This is a genomic window from Dethiosulfatibacter aminovorans DSM 17477 (genome assembly GCF_900142005.1).
Classification (GTDB): domain Bacteria; phylum Bacillota; class Clostridia; order Tissierellales; family Dethiosulfatibacteraceae; genus Dethiosulfatibacter; species Dethiosulfatibacter aminovorans.
This window is the reverse complement of the sequence record NZ_FQZL01000014.1, coordinates 62,654-80,613: the sequence shown is the minus strand read 5'-3', so window position 1 is coordinate 80,613 and position 17,960 is coordinate 62,654. Positions and strand designations below refer to the sequence as shown.

At 41.3% G+C, this 17,960-nt stretch carries 14 protein-coding genes; 3 read left to right on the top strand and 11 right to left on the bottom strand.

Annotated elements, in window-relative coordinates; all coding sequences use genetic code 11:
- Positions 1-58: 58 nt before the first annotated feature.
- The 11 genes from rlmD to citC form a co-directional block, all read right to left on the bottom strand.
- Positions 59-1,423: a 23S rRNA (uracil(1939)-C(5))-methyltransferase RlmD gene (gene rlmD, locus BUB05_RS10375; RefSeq protein WP_073049541.1), complete on the bottom strand. Its 1,365-nt coding sequence runs from the start codon at positions 1,421-1,423 to the stop codon at positions 59-61.
- Between the two features lie 166 nt (positions 1,424-1,589).
- Positions 1,590-2,969: a sodium/glutamate symporter gene (locus BUB05_RS10370; protein WP_073049540.1), complete on the bottom strand. Its 1,380-nt coding sequence runs from the start codon at positions 2,967-2,969 to the stop codon at positions 1,590-1,592.
- A gap of 188 nt (positions 2,970-3,157) precedes the next feature.
- Complete coding sequence (locus BUB05_RS10365) at positions 3,158-4,048, bottom strand: response regulator (RefSeq protein ID WP_073049539.1); 891 nt, start codon at positions 4,046-4,048, stop codon at positions 3,158-3,160.
- A complete protein-coding gene (locus BUB05_RS10360) occupies positions 4,038-5,327 on the bottom strand; it encodes an ATP-binding protein (protein ID WP_073049538.1) in 1,290 nt (429 codons plus the stop codon). The genes BUB05_RS10365 and BUB05_RS10360 overlap by 11 nt, the downstream gene beginning before the upstream one ends.
- A gap of 66 nt (positions 5,328-5,393) precedes the next feature.
- A complete protein-coding gene (locus tag BUB05_RS10355) occupies positions 5,394-5,678 on the bottom strand; it encodes a DUF1294 domain-containing protein (RefSeq protein ID WP_094762849.1) in 285 nt (94 codons plus the stop codon).
- On the bottom strand, positions 5,675-6,793 hold the full coding sequence (locus BUB05_RS18460) for a GGDEF domain-containing protein (RefSeq protein WP_094762848.1): 1,119 nt from the start codon (positions 6,791-6,793) through the stop codon (positions 5,675-5,677). Before BUB05_RS18460 ends, BUB05_RS10355 begins: the two co-directional genes overlap by 4 nt.
- Positions 6,794-6,874: 81 nt before the next feature.
- Positions 6,875-8,077: an efflux RND transporter periplasmic adaptor subunit gene (locus BUB05_RS10345; RefSeq protein WP_073049537.1), complete on the bottom strand. Its 1,203-nt coding sequence runs from the start codon at positions 8,075-8,077 to the stop codon at positions 6,875-6,877.
- 17 nt (positions 8,078-8,094) lie between these two features.
- On the bottom strand, positions 8,095-10,443 hold the full coding sequence (locus BUB05_RS10340) for an ABC transporter permease (protein ID WP_073049536.1): 2,349 nt from the start codon (positions 10,441-10,443) through the stop codon (positions 8,095-8,097).
- The gene (locus BUB05_RS10335; RefSeq protein ID WP_094762847.1) at positions 10,443-11,153 is read right to left on the bottom strand and encodes an ABC transporter ATP-binding protein; all 711 of its coding nucleotides are present in this window, start codon (positions 11,151-11,153) and stop codon (positions 10,443-10,445) included. The genes BUB05_RS10340 and BUB05_RS10335 overlap by 1 nt, the downstream gene beginning before the upstream one ends.
- A 34-nt stretch (positions 11,154-11,187) precedes the next feature.
- The gene (locus BUB05_RS10330; RefSeq protein WP_245819851.1) at positions 11,188-11,802 is read right to left on the bottom strand and encodes an NUDIX hydrolase; all 615 of its coding nucleotides are present in this window, start codon (positions 11,800-11,802) and stop codon (positions 11,188-11,190) included.
- Positions 11,803-11,902: 100 nt separating this feature from the next.
- Positions 11,903-12,919, bottom strand: coding sequence for a [citrate (pro-3S)-lyase] ligase (gene citC / locus BUB05_RS10325; protein ID WP_073049565.1), 1,017 nt, complete (start codon positions 12,917-12,919; stop codon positions 11,903-11,905).
- 233 nt (positions 12,920-13,152) lie between these two features.
- Between citC and BUB05_RS10320 the strand changes: the two genes are divergently transcribed.
- The 3 genes from BUB05_RS10320 (at position 13,153) to BUB05_RS10310 (ending at position 17,923) form a co-directional block, all read left to right on the top strand.
- Complete coding sequence (locus BUB05_RS10320; protein ID WP_073049533.1) at positions 13,153-14,250, top strand: MGDG synthase family glycosyltransferase; 1,098 nt, start codon at positions 13,153-13,155, stop codon at positions 14,248-14,250.
- 255 nt (positions 14,251-14,505) lie between these two features.
- Positions 14,506-16,458: a hydantoinase/oxoprolinase family protein gene (locus BUB05_RS10315; protein ID WP_073049532.1), complete on the top strand. Its 1,953-nt coding sequence runs from the start codon at positions 14,506-14,508 to the stop codon at positions 16,456-16,458.
- 157 nt (positions 16,459-16,615) lie between these two features.
- The gene (locus BUB05_RS10310; protein WP_073049531.1) at positions 16,616-17,923 is read left to right on the top strand and encodes a bifunctional folylpolyglutamate synthase/dihydrofolate synthase; all 1,308 of its coding nucleotides are present in this window, start codon (positions 16,616-16,618) and stop codon (positions 17,921-17,923) included.
- The last annotated feature ends 37 nt before the right edge of the window (positions 17,924-17,960 follow it).

Sequence of the window (17,960 nt, the reverse complement as noted above, 5' to 3'; positions counted from 1 at the left end):
ATAGTACCGTCGACAAAATTGCCGACATTTCCACATAAACTTATCACTACTATTCTCTCTAACCCTTGATATCCCTCACTATTTTAAGCACCGTTTCACAGTGGCCCGTTTGTGGAAACATATCAACCGGTACAGCTTTCTCCACCTTGTATCCGGCTTCAATAAATTCCGGTATATCAGTGAGCAGCGCCTTGGGGTTGCATGACACATATATGAAGGTATCAGGGTTGAAGGCAATTATCTTCTTGATAGCCTTTGGATGGATTCCGCTTCTTGGCGGATCCAACACTATGATGTCCGGCTTGTCTTCAAGCTCATCAACTTTTTTCAGGACATCCCCAGCTATGAATTCACAATTTGAAAGGTTGTTGAACTCTGCATTTTCCTTTGCCTTTTCAACAGCCTCTTCTATTATTTCTATTCCTATGACCTTCTTTGCAACTGGAGCCACGATCTGGGCTATTGTACCGGTACCGCTGTAAAGGTCGAAGATGGTCTTGTCCTTGGTTTCTCCAATATAGTCCCTGACAACCGAGTAGAGCTTTTCTGCTCCAAGTGAGTTTGTCTGGAAGAATGAGAAGGGGGATATGTCGAATTTCAGGTCCAGAAGTTCTTCAGTTATATGGGTGTCGCCGTATAGAACTCTCATCTCATCGCACTGTACAACATCTGCAAGGGAGTCGTTTATAGTGTTAACTATTCCCTTTATGATTCCTTTGATGTCAAGGTCCAGAATAATGCTCTTGAACTCGTCATGGTTAAGTTCTCCCTGTGACGAAGTTACAAGGTTTACTAGTATTTCCCCTGACTTCTCAGCCTTTCTTATTACAAGGTGTCTCAAGTACCCCTCATGCCTACCCCTGTGGTGGAAGGTAGCATTATTTCCCCGGAAATATTCAAGAACAGCTATCAGTATTTGAGTGAAGTCACTGTCTACAATCTTGCAGGTATCCACTGTCACTATTTCATAGAACTTGCCTCTCATGTGCATCCCAAGGGAAAGGGGACCATCCTTGTATTCGTCTCCGAATGAGAATTCCATCTTGTTCCTGTACTCCAGAGGCTTGGGGCTTGGGATTATCTTCTGGAATTCAAAGTCTTCCTCTATGACCTGGTCGAGTAGTCCCTTTACATAATTTTTCTTGTACTCAAGCTGCATGTCGTAGGGCATGGTCTGGATCAGACATCCTCCGCATATGCCGAAATGGTCGCAAACAGGCTCTGTCTCATAAGGAGCTCTTTCCACTATTTCCTGGATTTTCGTATCTATCTTGTTTCTTCTTTTCTTGGCAATCTTTACTGATACAGTCTGCTCGGGCATGACATTCTTTATAATTACTTTCTTGTCTTCATATATTCCTATTCCCTTGTTTGGAAATTCATATCCTGTTATTTTAACATTGATTATATCGCCTTTTTTCATCTTCACACATCACTTTCTATTTATATTTGGACTGCTTAATTATATAAAAAAGAACCGTCCATTTCAACAGTTCTTTTCTATAACTTATGCATTATATCAATCTTTTATATATTGTTCTTTCAATCTACAATGGATTACATTGTCTATGAAAGATTTTTATTTATTCCTAGCTTATTTTTCTGAATGTACTGATATTCCCCTTGTTGGCAACACTTCTTCTGTTTCCGTATTTCTTGTTTGCTGTCGCAATCAATGCCAGGAAGACTACAAGACAGAATCCACCAGCGGCAAATCCGTATCCATTGACAATAAATGTTGGCAGAAGCGCTATGAGTCCAATTTCAATGAACGATATCAGTACATATGCCATTCCAAATTCCTCAAGAGTCTTGCTTTTGAATTCAGGGTCTACGATTCTAAGCAGTGTAACCCCTATTGCAATAACTCCTGTAGACCAACCAAAGATGAATATTCCTCTTTCGAACCAGTATTGTCTGAACATGTTCCTGCTCACAAGGTATAGATATCCTGTTACAAATATTATTCCGATTGCAAGGAAGATCAATATTGGAACCATGTATTTTACTACAACCGACATTTTGATTGATGCTATACCAAAGGCAACCAGATAGTCCGTAGCGGAGCTTCCTATTCTTGTCACTACTTCCTTGTCGATGTATGACGAAATGCCTGTAAGCTTCAATACTCCCTGAAGGACAACTCCGCAGATCATTGCCACGGAAAACATCGGCACGCTCAATGTAGGCATAAGTCCCTGGAGATAGTTTGTAAGGTAGTATCCCATGCCTGTTGCAATGAGCACTATGGCAAGATGCCAGGTCAATGGATCTATAGCCATGGAATTTACTGTTGCATTACCAAGTGATTTTTGTTCTTTTTCCGGAACCATGCCTGTTCTCATGCTTTCAGGCAAGTCACCAATATTTTTTATGAAGCTTGTAGAGCCTCTTCTTGTTGCTATATTTATGTTTATTATTCCACCTATTATTCCTATGAGAAGTCCCATGGTTGCAAATGTTTGAGCAATTGGCAGCGCCTCGTTCCAGTTTATAAGCTCCTTGAATGAACCTCCGAATGCGGCAGCCGCTCCGTGTCCGCCTATGAAACCGCCTGGCAGCAATACTGCAAATGCTTCAGGCACTTTCGGGAAAAACGTCGCAAGTATGAATCCTCCCACAAGTAAAGCTATGGCATACTGTCCAAAATATACAGCTGAATTCAACAGGAATGTGTCTCCAACCTCATCTGCGATTTTCTTTACAGAAAACTTCTGGTTGTTTCCAATGAACAGTGATGCAAACAGGAATACAACCAGCATGTATGGATAAGAGCTCATATTGCTTGTAAAGGGCAATATGTCAAGATACTGGGATCCAAGTGCCAGTCCCATAAATCCAGCCATAAGTGACGCAGGTAGAAACAGCTTTTGAATAATAGTAATTTTTGCGCGCATTATTTGTGCAACAAATAACAGCATTGACATAAGTGCGAAATCCATCAGGATATCATAGGGGTTGAGTGTCATAATAATTCCTCCAAATAAATTTTATGCAAATCAGTTCTTTAATCATCATATTCGTTTTCAGAAAAACGATTTCACAAGGTTGTTATTGATCTGCTTGTACACATGGTAAACCACACCTTACAAAAACCTACAACTTCTACACAAAAAATCGCAAAAAAAAGATTGAAACCGCCATTTTACAGTTTCAATCATCTGTTTATTTCAATTATTATGCCTTCGATGAATTTCTTTATATTGACCTTTCCATTGTATTTGGTTCTTTTCTGCAAATAGTTCATTTCATTCCTTACCTCTTCAAAATCAAAGAGCGTATTTGAATACCTGTTGAAAATTTCGCTTTCATAATCTTCAATCCCAAGGTTTGCAATGTTTTTCAGTGCCTTGCCTATGGTCCTCCTGACTCTCTGCTCAATGGATCTTGCGCTCAGGTCAGCAATTCCCCTTTTGCTGTACTTCTGGGATACCCCTTCATAAAGCTCGTACATCTTGTATTTCTTTAATCTGTCCAGTTCTCTACTTTCCCGAATCATAAGTATGATTTCTACAATATCGCTTCCCCCGGTGTCACCTGCTATTCCCAGCTGGTAAAATATATTCCTTATCTTGTCCCTGTCTGAAGCCTTGTCCTTTTCAGCACCGCCAAGATATTCCTTCAATGCTCCAACTCCGGATACTGCCCTGTCAATATCCTCAATGATTTTTTTCATCTTTCTTTTTTCCTTCACATTGTTCACTACAGAATACACTTCCCTGGCATTGATTGGCTTTTTTATATAAAACTCCACCCTGCTGTCATATGCCTGGGCTATCATCTCCGAGGTATCCACCTGTGAAATCATAATGAAGGATGTACCTAGGCCTGCTTCATTAATGGTGGAAACTATGGAAATCCCATCAATATCGGGAAGAAGCAGATCCACAAGGACAATATCCGGTCTTGCCATCTTTATGTCTCTGACGGCATCCTTGCCATTGTCTGCTTCTCCAATTATTTCACCCAAGTTGAATTCATTTATGATATTTTTAAGCAGTTTTCTTATTACTGCATCATCGTCTACTATATAAATTCTAGTATCCATTGTCATCACCTTCCGGATTGAAAATTATTTTGTCCCTTCCCATAACCAGCTTAAAAACAGTACCGGAACCCTTTTGGGATTCAACTGTCATTTCACCTTCAAAATATTTTTCTACTATCTGCTTTACATGGGTAAGTCCTATTCCACTGGAGAACTCACCGGTTTCCATGTCAAGTTTTGTTGAGTACCCCGGTTCAAAAATCAGCTTCATGTCCTCTTCTTCAATGCCTCCGCCCGTATCCTCGATTGTAAAGCACAGATTGTCATCTTCACTGTATTGGAGGACCCTTATGTCCCCTTCATTGTCAATTGCATCAATTGCATTGATAATAAGGTTATTCAGTATGGAAATCAGGGAATAGTGCTCCAAAGTCCTGAAATTTTCCTCATACTTAAAGAACATGTTGATTTTTTTCCCTTTTGATGAAATCACCTTTCGGGTGTTGTCTTCAATTATCCTGAAAAGATGGTCAATAGTCATATAGTCGAATACGCTTTTTTCCTCAAGGGTTCTTTCAATTCCCGTCATGACCCTCATATAGTCCTTCTTTATCTCGTGTATGTCCTTTGAAACCGAAAGGGCATCCTCTTTTAATGACGGTTCTTTCGCATTCTGATATATCCTGAATGACTTGTTCATTGCCTCTTCGATATCCTTGGTGGATTTCTTCAAGAAAAACAGCTCCGTCTTCAGGCTGGAAACGAGAAATACCATTTCCCTGAATTTGTTCTCCCTCTGTTCCTTCTCATATCTCAGAAAATAATAGTTGATGAAATAATAGAGTCCCACTGCAAATGTGGTCCTTATGCGACCAGCAATTATTATGACCTTCAGATTATCCTCAAAGGTTGATTCGATCCTCCAGGATGTTGCAGTCAGTTCGATAATATTTGCCGTAACCTCAGCAAAAAACAGATAAACAAAATTCTTGAATGGAATTTTGATTCTTTCCCTGATATCGAGAACCTTGAACATTGCTCCATATACAAGATAAAAGACTACTGCGCCATAGTAAGTTACCATTATACGAACAAGACTGACATCAGGGCTGTTTATTTTCCCTACAAAACACCTGAAGACAAATATTGTACAAGCGACCGCTACTGCAGAAAGCATCACAGGCACATTCCTCAGGAAAACCAGCATCAGCGACAATGCCACCACGCTGAAAGAAAACCTGATAGCTGAGTTGAGGGGACTTATATATATCTGTCCGAGAAATATTGAAACAACGCAAATAGCCAGTATGTTTTCAATTTTCTTCTTATCGCATCTCATATAGATCACTTCCCTACCTATAACCTTCAAACCCAAATAATCAGGCTTTCAAATTTTCAATCATCTCTACAACTTAAGCAATACAAAAGCAAGTATGAATCCATGTATTGCAAAAGCCAGTGCCGTCATAACAGTAAAAAACCTTCTGTTTATCTTGTGCCTGAAGAGGACCATGGCGACAAACATGCCGAATGCTCCTCCCAGAAATGAAAACAAATGGAGGAAGTTCTCCTTGAATCTCCATTTGCGCTTTTTCGCCTTTACCTTGTCCATACCGGACAGTATGAATGCTGCTGCATTTATGATCCAGTAGTAGTTTATTATTATGTCTTTTATTACTAAGTCCTTCATTGCTTCTCCTGTCTCTCCACTCTGTTTCTTCCATTTCCTTTTGCTTTATACAGAAGCTCGTCAACCCTGTTTACAGCATTTTGCATCGTTTCACCTTCCACGATTTCCACTACACCGAATGAACAGGTAACCCTGTCTCCCGTATGAAACTCATATTCCTCCAGTGCTTTTCTGATTCTTTCGGCAAGAGCCACGGCTTTGTCGCAGCTTGTTTCAGGAAGGAGCAGTATGAATTCCTCCCCTCCCCACCTGGCGAAAACATCAGTATTTCTCACTATCTTCTTTATTACATCCACACCATCCTTGAGAACCCTGTCTCCGGCAAGGTGTCCGTACCTGTCGTTGATCAGCTTGAATTCGTCGAAGTCCATCATTATTAGAGACAAGGATCCCTTGTATCTGGCCTTGTGGCGAATCCATCTGTCAAGCTCGTCGTCGAATTTTATCCTGTTGTAGATACCGGTCAGATGGTCTGTTTCACTTAGAATCTTAAGCTCCAGTTCATGGGTGTAGTTGACGCGGTTGTAATAATTCACCTTGTAATATGTTATGGTTATTATGAATATCATCAGAAATGAATATACCATGCCTGCTGCGAAATGCTGGTTTTCAACATACTGGAACCTCTCCCACGCCATAAAGAAGAACCCTGCATACAGAATCAAAGAAACAACAACCTTGTTGTTGAACTTGTTTGGCAACATGAACACTACGGTAATAAGGATGATCATGTCCATGACCTTCAGGAAAAACTCCACAGTGTCATACTGGCTTACCAGAACGAAATAGGACCCTACAAGGATAATTTCTATTATTGAAACCAGCATGCTGATTGTATTGCTGTCCTTGCTCCTTTTCACCATATGATAAAGACACAGTATAATCACCAGAGTCAAAGTCCTTATTGCTATAAGGTTCAGATAGTTTGATTCATTGCTCAAAAATAAGTACTCCGGGATCATGAAGAGTATATAGACGATAGCCACCAGTAGAATAAGGGGCTTGAAATATCTTGTATCCTTCTTCATCATACTGTCGAAATACTCATTTTCTATCTTCTTGTCCTTGAAATTACATGTCAGCTTGTTTATTGCATATTTTTCAGTCTTGTTCATTGAATGTCTCCATATCCAGCCTGGAAATTTAATTTCCACAAACTTCCGTTTATTTTCCTTAACCAATATACCCTATATACTCTAGTCTGTCAAAACCTCTTCGCCTTCAGACAAGCCGGATATTATTTCAAAATAGTCGTCGGTTTCAAGTCCTTTTAAAACCTCTTTTTCCACTTCAACTCCGCCTTCTATGACAGTGACATAATCCTTGCCTTCCTTTTCATAGACTGCATCCTTGTTTACATATACAACTCCTTTTCTGTTCTCAGTGTTGACTATTACGTCCACATTGCTTCCAAGAGTCAGGCTGCCTATTTCCTCGTCAAGATCTATCTTTATCTTAACCCTCTTCTGCTCTATTCCAAGCTCAGACACCTTTGAAACAGCCTTGGGATATATTTTTGAAATCTTCAGGTCCTTAATTACCAGATTCAGATCCTCGTTTTCAATGTCGACTCCCATGCCTTCCTTTAGCTGGGCGGCTTCGTCCACAAGAAAGTCCGCATACACTGCAAGACTGCTCTCGTCCTGCACCTCGAGAATAAGGCTTCCCATTACAGGTATGGATCCTTCAAATCCTTCCAGTTCAGTTACCGTTCCGTCAAAATTGGATTTAAGCTGGTATGAGTCCCGGGTCCTTTCAAGTATATCAAGTGATATTGCAAGGCTCTCAATCTGTGCCTCGTACTGGTCTTTGATGTTTCCGGAAACACCTTTGGCTGCCTGGTTATACTGGTTGTTGAGGACGTCTATCTGGTTCTGAAGCTGAAGCACGGTATTTTCAGCAAGGTTTACATCCGACTTGGTCATTACGTTTTCAGCATACAGCCTCTGCGCCTTTTCATATTCCTCTTTTGCAATTGCAAGGGAATTTCTCAGTCCCTGTATCTGGAGCCTGATTCCATTCAGAGTCTCAAAATCAACTCCCTTTACAGCTTCAGAGTAGCTTGCTTCAAGAGCCTTTATCTCCTTGTTTATCCTCTCCTCCTCAAGTTCAAGAGTGGAGTCGAATTCTATCAGCACATCTCCCTTCTTCACCATGTCCCCTACTTCAACGTTGATTGTCTTTATTTTCTTCATTCCATCACTATAGAAGGTATTGATGTTTGTAGAAAGTATTTCTCCATTTTCCTCAAGGTACTTGCTCAAGTCACCAACCTGAACCGGTTCAGTGACGAAGTCTTCACCTCCTGTGGAAGACATGACTGATGCATAATATACGCCGCCTGCTGCTACTGCAACCACCACCGCTGCAATTATTATCTTCTTCTTGCCGATTTTCATAATCAATTACCTCCTATTTATGTTGTTCTGCTCTTGAGCGCTTCTATAAAATCAAGATTTGTAATCTTTCTGTATGTTATCAACTGTGCAAAGGTCAAACATGTTATTGTAAATACTATGGCATATACGATGTTTCTGATGGTAATGGGTGCATCGAATACATAAAGGTCCGTAACATATATGGTCCTCATGGCATCTATGAGCACCTTTCCCAGCGGAATGCCGTAAATAATACCAACAGCCGACATGACGGTGTTTTCCTTCAGGATTATGCCGAATATCTCCCTCTTTGAAAAACCAAGAACCCTGAGGGAAGAAAATTCAAGCTTCCTCTCATTGATGCTGAGAACGGTCATACTGTAAATTATTACAAATCCAAGTATGCCCGAAAATACAACCATGACGTATATACTGGCGGCAGCCAGGTCTATGTATTCGTAAAAGAGATCCCTCATGTCCTGAAGGGACTGGGTTCCCCCAATGTTTTTCAAGTCGCTGAGTTCTTCATTTATCCTTTTGTCAGTCTGGACATAGGCACCGTTTATTAAACTCTTCCCCGCCAGCTTTTCATCCATATATTCTATGTTCATGTATCCGTTGATTCCAAGGGCCTGGTCTATGATGTCAACTATTTCGATATATACATCATCCATGCCCGGGATGAAATTCTTCACCAGCACCCTGTCTCCAGGCTCTACGTCAAGGACTCCTGCAAGATTTGATGATATCAACATTCCCTCGTCAGGAAGCTCGATGCGATTTCCGTAGAAGTCCTCGAAATTGTAAACCTTGGTATCGCCTTGGAGGCCTATAATACTGACGAATTTCTCATTCCTTCCATATTTCAGCTCAAAAGGCATTTCCAGCTTGCCTTCAACAGCCTCAACTCCTATGATTTTCTTCAGATCCTTAAGGGAGCTTTCATGGACAGTCGTCTTGAAGTCTATATTGTAGTCCATTGAAAGGAATACTCCGTAATGGTTTTCGAATACGTTGGTCATCATGCTGGATATCCAGAATGTCATGAGGCTCATCGCTATTGTAAAGGCAGCTCCCAGACTTATGAATATTGCTTTCTTCTTCTCCCTGAATATGTTCCTGAAGACTATCTTCCATGTGAAGGATACCCTGTTCCAGATGAACTTCACCCTGTCAAGGAGTATCCTGTGGCCTGTCTGTGATCTTTCGTTCCTAATGGCTTCAGCCGGTGTGACCAGTATTGCGTCCCTGGCGCCCACCAGACCTGCAACAGTACAGAACAAGGCAGAAAGCACGACTGCGGCAGCTATGTTTTCAGGGTAGAAGGTCACCTTCAGAAGAGGTATGTAGAAAAACTGGAGATACATCTGGGTCATAAATCCCGACAAAATGGTTCCCAGAACCGTTCCTATGGCACCTCCGATGATTCCTATGCTCACTGCATAGGTGGTATAGTGGGCAAGGATCCTCGACTTTGAATATCCCAGTGCCTTTAGTATCCCTATTATGACCTTGTCGTTTTTTACATACCTTGATATCATTGCAGCCAGTATGGCTGCTGCAACAAGAAGAAATACCACCGGTATGAAGCCGGAAATCTGCTTCAGCCCGTTTATCTCCTCGTGAACCAGCCTGTTGCTGAGCTGGTCCTCCTTCTTTACTATCCTTTTCAGTCCAAACCTTTCGAGCTTGTCCTCAAGTTCCTTTTCAACCTGGTCGAATTCATCATAGTCCTCCAGTGTTATGACAATGTCATTGTACCTGTCCTTCATTCCTGAAATATTTTCAAGGTACTCCTCTTCGACAAAGCCTATGCCGAAGGTTTCAGGGTCCGGATAGATGGTCTGCTCATTTTCCATTACATAAGTGTATTCGGGGTGTGATACGAATCCTTTGACTGTAAATACATACTTCCTTCCCGAAATCCTCAGTTCTATATCATCTCCAACTTCTATACCCCTCGCTTCCGCAAACTGGGTGTGTAGAAGGATTTCCTTTCCCTCTATCTCTCTTTTCCCATCTTCAAGGAAGAGTTTGCTGATGGTGTTTTCTTTTCCATCCACGGACAACAGTCTGAGACTTACCCTTTCATCCCTGTCCTCCACTATGACAGGAGCATCGAATATTATTCTCTCATCCAGGTCCTTGATGTTGTTCACGCTTCGAAGGTCTTCAGCATCCTTTTCAGAAATCTGCATGACTTCAACAAACATGTCGCCGAAATTGGATATTTCGTAGTATTCCAGCAGTGATGTTTCCAGGTTCGTCGCTGCACTCTTCAATGATGTGTACATTAAAAGCCCTGTAATTACAACAATCAGAATTGATATATACTGGCCTTTGGAATGCCATATCATTCTGATAAGTCTCAGCTTGAGTTTTTTCATTACCACTCAATCCTTTCCGGATCAACAGGTTCAGGATTCTCGTAGTAGTCTATTATCTTTCCCGATCTCATCTTCAGCACCCTGTCCGCCATGGCCGCAACCGGAGAGTTGTGGGTAATGATCACAACTGTCTTCTTGTATTCAACATTTATCTTCTTAAGTATCTTGAGTATTGATATTCCTGTTTCAAAATCCAGTGCTCCCGTAGGCTCGTCGCAAAGCAGAACCTCCGGCTTTTTGGAAACAGCCCTTGCAATGGCAACCCTTTGCTGTTCCCCGCCACTCATCTGCGCAGGAAAATGGTCCGCCCTGTCCAGAAGGTTCACTGCATCCAGCACCTCGTCTATGTCAAGGGTATCCTTGCATATCTCTACTGCAAGTTCAACATTTTCCTTTGCTGTCAGGTTTCCCATGAGATTATAGAACTGGAATATGAATCCAACCTCGTTCCTTCTGTAGCTTGTGAGCTTTCTCTCGTCAAAATTGGTTATCTCCTGGTCCTTGAAAAATATCTTTCCTTTCGTAGGAGTATCCATACCCCCTACTATGTTCAAAAGAGTACTCTTTCCCGATCCACTGGGGCCAAGGATAACAACAAATTCTCCTTCATATATTTCAAAGCTCAAGTCTCTTACCGCCTTAACGGTAACTTCTCCCATCTGGTAATATTTGCTTAAATTTTCCACTCTTATCAGAACATTTTTCATAATTACCTCGTTTCAGCCAAAACCGCTTTTGACATGGTTATTTTGATTTTTTCAGTCTTCTAATGAAATTATATGTCATCTTTGCCGTCATGCCCCAAATCTCATAATCTTCATACTGGTAAAACAGTACCGGATAGTTCATCTTTCTCCACTTGTAGTCTCTTCCATTTGGAATCCTTTCAAAGGGAAATCCGGGCTTGAAGTCAGGCCTGTAGGATATGTTGTAGGTTTCCGGTTCATTTTCGAGGAAAAAATCCAGGGGTACTGTGAAAATCTCCTCCACTTCTCCCCTGTTTATTGTCAGTGATTCAAACTCCATGTTCAAGACGCCTACAAAGGGATAAAGTATGAAGTTGCTTGTATTGGTAATATAGTCAAGCTCTCCGATTATTTCTATGCTGTCCGTATCTGCTCCGATCTCCTCATGGGTTTCCCTGATTGCAGCCTCCATGAAGTTCTCCTCAACCTCCACCATTCCTCCAGGAAATGATATCTCGCCAGGTTGTTTCACATTCATCGACCTGACCTCAAAGAGTATCTGAAGCTGTCCATCTCTCTCTATCAAGGGAAGCAATACGGAATAAAACCTGTTTATCTCAAGCGGCTTTGATTTCCTGTTTTCATATATGTCCCTGATCTTATCTATATTCACTGTCATTCCTCCCTTCCTGTTACTTTAATTATACAATATGTATTCATTATAATAAACGTTTAAATGAAAAAGACCATCATATTGACAGTCTCTTCTCGTATTAATCCCTTTTCTTTGAGTCACTGTATTCAGATATCAAATAATCATACGTAGCCTCAGGGACCAGCTTCTTCAATTCTTCAAATTTCCCTTCGCCGGCAAGCTTTCTCACATGAGACGCACTTACGGCCTTGCTTCCTATGCTAAATCTTTCAATTTCAATTACTTCAATGCCGTATTTCGGCAATATTTCCTTCATTTTCTCATTGTATCTGTTTGTTACCTTGCAGTACGGTTCATTTCCCACGTATCTTTTCGTTATATTCAGTTCTTTAGCAATATATTTCCCGAAAATCGTCAGATCCATTTCACAATAGCTGTCGAGCCAAACAGTATAATCCTTTAAAAAATATGATGGGAATGTCGATGATGATATGATATACTCCCCGCCTGTTATTATCTTCACATTTTCAAGATGCCTTGTGCTTTCCACAGCAAGTCTGTATCTTGTCTCAAATGGGACCGCCGATTTGTCTTCGGATACTATGAAAATATACACACAGTCATTTTCCTCTGAAACCTTTTCAATAAGATACAGATGACCATTTGTTATGGGATTCATATTCATCACTATGGAAGCTGTATTTATGCAATCCTCTTTAAAGCTTGAAATTTTTTTGAGATAATTTGAAAATCTGTCATTGCTGTTTTCCATGAAAACTATGTTGTCAGTCTTGCATACGGTACTAAATCCAAGACTTTCTATGATTTTTTCGTTCCTGTGACTGGTAAAGAGAGAGAGCTCTAATATCCCTTTATGATGCAGATGGTTCAACAATTCGGAAAATACGGTATTCAATAAATTTTCGGATCTGTATTCAGGCTTTACTGCCAGACATTTCACCAGATTTTTTTCAGCTGATGCTGTGGCGATGATTCCATCTTCATCCAGCATGTTGATGGTAATATCTATATGTTCATCGAAAACAATATCCAGTTCATCCAAAAAAGCTGCAACTCTTTTTCTACCTGTTTTGTCATTTTTATTCAAATATTCCATTGTATATTCGTTAAACATGCCGTCCTCCCTTTTTCCGGATATCACCAATTGAACTACCCACCTTCGCATTGCTTGGAGATGAAGTATTTTGGGATTAATTCTGATAAATATTCATATATATTAATTATACACCCAATAGGTATACATATATCAAAAAAAAATAACTTCTCTTAATTATTTCTTAATCTCTCCTTAACACTAACCAAATCTTGATGATTTATGATATAATCATTAATAGCGAAGGTGATTTTATGAAAAAAATTAATATACTAATATTGACTGCACCATTTGGAAACGGACATAAAATGGCAGCACAATCCCTCAAGGAAACATTCAGCCAACAGGGATGCAATGTTCTGCTCTACGATATTTTCACAGAGTCCCATCCCATTATCACAAACAACATATCCAGGACCTATGAAAGGATCTTCAATCTTGGAAACACATACTCCCGTTTTTACTATGGAATAGACAGGATATCCAGGACAAAGCTCATACACTTATATGGAAGGTTCGGCTACAGCACCCTTAAAGTCGTCACCGGAAAATTCAAGCCGGACATTATAGTCAATACATTTCCTGTAATGTCTGCAGCGGAATACTCCAGAAAGATTGGCTATCAGATACCCGTCGTCAATGTTGTTACGGACTACTGCTGCCACAGGCTTTGGATCAATGACAATCTTGACAGGATATATCTGGCTACGGACGACCTCAAGAAAAAGCTTCAGGAGATGAACATTCCGACCAGCAAGCTTGAAGTTACGGGGATACCTATTAGAACAGAGTTTGAGAAGAATCTGGATATGGATGAAGTCTATACCAAATACGGCATCAAGGCAGACAAAAAAACGGTTCTCATATCTGCAGGAGCAAACGGCCTATTGAAGGATCCGGGCAAACTGTGCCGGGAACTGAACAGACACGAGGAACTGCAGACAATAATCGTATGCGGCAACAACGGCAAGCTCAAAAGAAAGATTGATTCAATGAATCTTAAAAACATACATTCCTTTGGCTATATAGATGAAATACACGAACTCTACAAGATAGCCGATCTTATGGTTACAAAGCCCGGAGGAATAACACTCAGTGAAGCTGCAGCAGCAAACCTGCCGCTGATACTTTACAAGCCCGTACCTGGGCAGGAAAAGGAAAATGCAGAATACTTCAAAAGCAAGGGAGCTGCTCTTATTGCAAAGAATACAAGCGATGTTGCATCTCTTGTGTTGAAACTAGTGAATAGTCCAAAGGTATTAAAAAAGATGAAAAGAAACCTTAGACGATTCTACAATCCCGAATCGTCAAAAAGGATAGTGGACGACCTTCTTAGCAGACACATAATGTAGAACACAGTAACTATTGAAAAGCCGGCAGACGCCGGCTTTTTTGTAGCTTGGGAAAGTTTCCTTCGCGACTTAACAACCGCTTTGGTCACATGAAGAGAAGAAAAGCATTTGATGAAATTGTAAAAATATTATGACATTATGTTGCATAGCCAAGTTTTATACAAAATTTGTTATATTTCTGTATAAATATGTTATAATACGCAACTATTCTTAGTAGTATCATATAGATATCAATAAACGAACGGAAAGTGAATCATGGCTTATATACTTGGAATAGATACGGGCGGCACCTATACGGACTCCGTACTCTATGATAAAGAAAAAAACAAAATAATTGCCAAAGCAAAATCTCTTACAACATATGAAAACCTGGTACACGGAATCAAGGACAGCATAGACAGCCTGGAAATACCGGAACACTTAAGGGTCTCAGGAGTATCCTTGTCAACTACCCTGGCAACTAATGCCATAGTTGAAGGCAGGGGCTGCGAAGCCGGAACCATACTCATAGGACATGAGATGATAGACACGCTGCCAAACAAGAATTGCCGTGTCATCGGAGGCGGTCACGACATTTACGGAAACGAAAAGGAACCTCTTGACACGGACATGCTTATGAAGGCTGTAGACGAGCTTGACAGGAAAGTTGAAACATTTTCCGTCTCCAGCTACTTCAGCGTAAGAAATCCAGAACACGAACTGCTTGCAAGGGAGTTCATATACAAAAGAACCGGTAAGCCCGTCGTCTGCGGGCACGAGCTTACATCAAAGCTGGGCTTTCATGAACGGGCCGTGACGGCATCACTTAATGCAAAGATACTGCCCACCATAGAATCGCTTATCAAAAGCGTAAGAAAGGTACTCCTCGAAAAAAACATCAAGGCTCCACTCATGGTTGTAAAGGGGGACGGTTCGCTGATGGACGAGGAAACCGCCATGCTTAAGCCCATTGAAACAATACTTTCAGGCCCTGCCTCAAGCATCATAGGTGCAAAAAAGCTCATGGACCTGAAGGACGCCCTGATCGTGGACATAGGCGGAACTACAACGGACATAGCCCTAATCAGAAACAACATACCAAAGATTGACATGGAAGGTGCAAAGGTAGGCGGATGGCATACCCGGGTCAAGTCCGCAAAAATAAACACCTACGGAGTTGGAGGAGACAGCATCGTCCGGATAAACAGTCTTGAAGACATAAAAATCGGACCGGAAAAATCAATCCCCTTCTCTGAAGCAGGCATCAATTGCTCCTATCTTGCCGATGAAATAAGGGACTACTACTCAGGCGCCAATGTATACCGCTTCAATTCCATTGAAGGGTACAAGCTTGTCGGAAAGGCAAAGCAACTGACAGACCGGGAAAAAATCATAGCTTCCGCCCTGGAAAAGGGTCCTCATACGTACAACTATCTTGTAAGCAATCTGGGAAATGACTTCAGTCGCATATATCTGAATACTCTTCAAAAAAAAGGTGTCATCAAATTGATTTCCCTGACTCCAACGGACATCCTCCATGCAACGGAAATCTATGAACAGCATGACGCCAGGACAGCTTCTGCTGCAGTGGAGATAATGGCAAAAGAGCTCGGAACCACCAAAAGCGCGCTAGCTTCAAGAATTTTGCACGAAACTGTAAAAAAGATTTCAAAATCAATAATCGAAAGCGCCATGGACTATGACGGTGAAACATTTGACAAGAACGAGAAAAATGCGAAGCTGTTCATAGAAAAGATGCTCAAAGGAAACAGCGAATCCTCATCCTTCGATGTATCCTGCAGCTTCAAGACTCCAATAGTCGCCATAGGCGCTCCCGTTAAAGCCTATATGCCCCAGGTATCAGATCTTCTGAACGGGCAGCTTTACATACCCGAAAATGCGGATGTAGCAAACGCCATAGGTGCCGCTTCCGGCAACGTATATGAGAAGATAAGCATTGTAATAAACTCCGATGGAAATGGAGGTGCAATAATGCACTCGCCCTGGGGAAGGGAGATTTTTGAAGATGTGGAATCGGCAAAAAATGCAGCAGTGGAGAAAGGAACGAATCACCTGATGAATACTTCCCTGTCCACCGACATAACAGACGTAAAGATTGACAAGGATATACACGACATATATGCAGGACAGAGCCCTAACGACGAGGACAATATATTCATCGAATCAAACATAGAGCTGAGCCTTACCGGTAAGCCTGCATGGAATTAAAAGAATACCGTATATCGGAAATAATTGCCGTTGACGAAAAATGTCATCGGCAATTTTCACTTGATTAAGAACAAATATTTGTATATACTGCAGATAAGACAAAGTCGCTGTACTGAGTCAGACACGCGAGCTATATATTAGTCGAGGAGAATAAAAGATGAATTACGAAGAAGCACTGCAATATATACATTCAACATACAGATTCGGGTCAAAGCTTGGGCTGGAGAACATCACATACCTTCTCAACCTCATGGGCAACCCGCATAAAAAACTTAAATACATTCATGCGGCGGGAACAAACGGAAAGGGATCGACGTGCACCATGCTTTCCTACATACTTAAGGATGCAGGTTACAAGACGGGTTTGTTCACCTCCCCATACCTTGAAGACTTCAGGGAAAGGATCCAGATAGACAATGAACTTATGGACAAGGACGACCTTATCAACTGTGTTTCCGTTGTAAAGGGAGCCGTTGACAGAATGGTCAGGGAAGGAAAAAACCATCCTACGGAATTTGAGATAGTAACCGCCGTAGCATTCTATTACTTCCACATAATGCAGGTTGATATAGTGGTGCTGGAGGTGGGCATGGGAGGAAGACTTGACGCCACCAACGTAATCGAAAAACCTGAAGTTGTCATAATAACAAGCATAAGCAAGGACCACAGCGAATACCTTGGGGATACCGTTGAAAAAATAGCCTATGAAAAGGCATCAATAATAAAAAAAGGAAGCCAGGTTGTGGTATACCCGCAAAAGAAATCGGTTTTCAATGTTATAAGGGAAATGGCCTTCAACAAGATTTCAAGAGTCCACCTTGTGGACAAGGATGATATTGAAATCCTTGATTTCAGCCCCGAAGGGCAGAAGCTGAGATACCTGAACCTAGAAAACAAAACAGGCATATACGAATTCGATCTGAGTCTAATTGGGGCTCATCAGTCTATCAATTCACTGGTTGTGCTTAAAACCGTGGATATACTCATAAGCAAAGGATACAACATATCCAAGGGCAACATCCTCAATGGAATGAAAAACGTGAAATTCAAGGGAAGGATGGAAATCCTGTCAAAGGACCCCATGATAATCATAGACGGAGCTCACAACCCCGACGGAATAGCAACTCTCAGCTCAAATATAAGGGATTATTTCAAGGGTTATGACATCAATCTGTTCTTCGGCATGCTGGGAGACAAGGATGTGACCACATCCATAAAGATGCTGCTTCCCTATGTCAAAAGCGCAGTGACTCTCACACCAAACAACCCAAGGGCTCAAGAAGCCGAGGTGACCGCTGAAATGTTCAGAGTCCACTCCGATATTGAAGTCACAGCCTGCAACGACATACAGGCATCAACCAGATATATCAAGACCGGCGAAAAGGATATAAACATCTACTGCGGGTCACTGTACATGATAGGAGATGCGAGGAAAGCAATACTCAAGTATATAGAGGAAAGATAAGGATAAAGGTCAGCAGGGCTCTTCAGAGTCAAGCTGA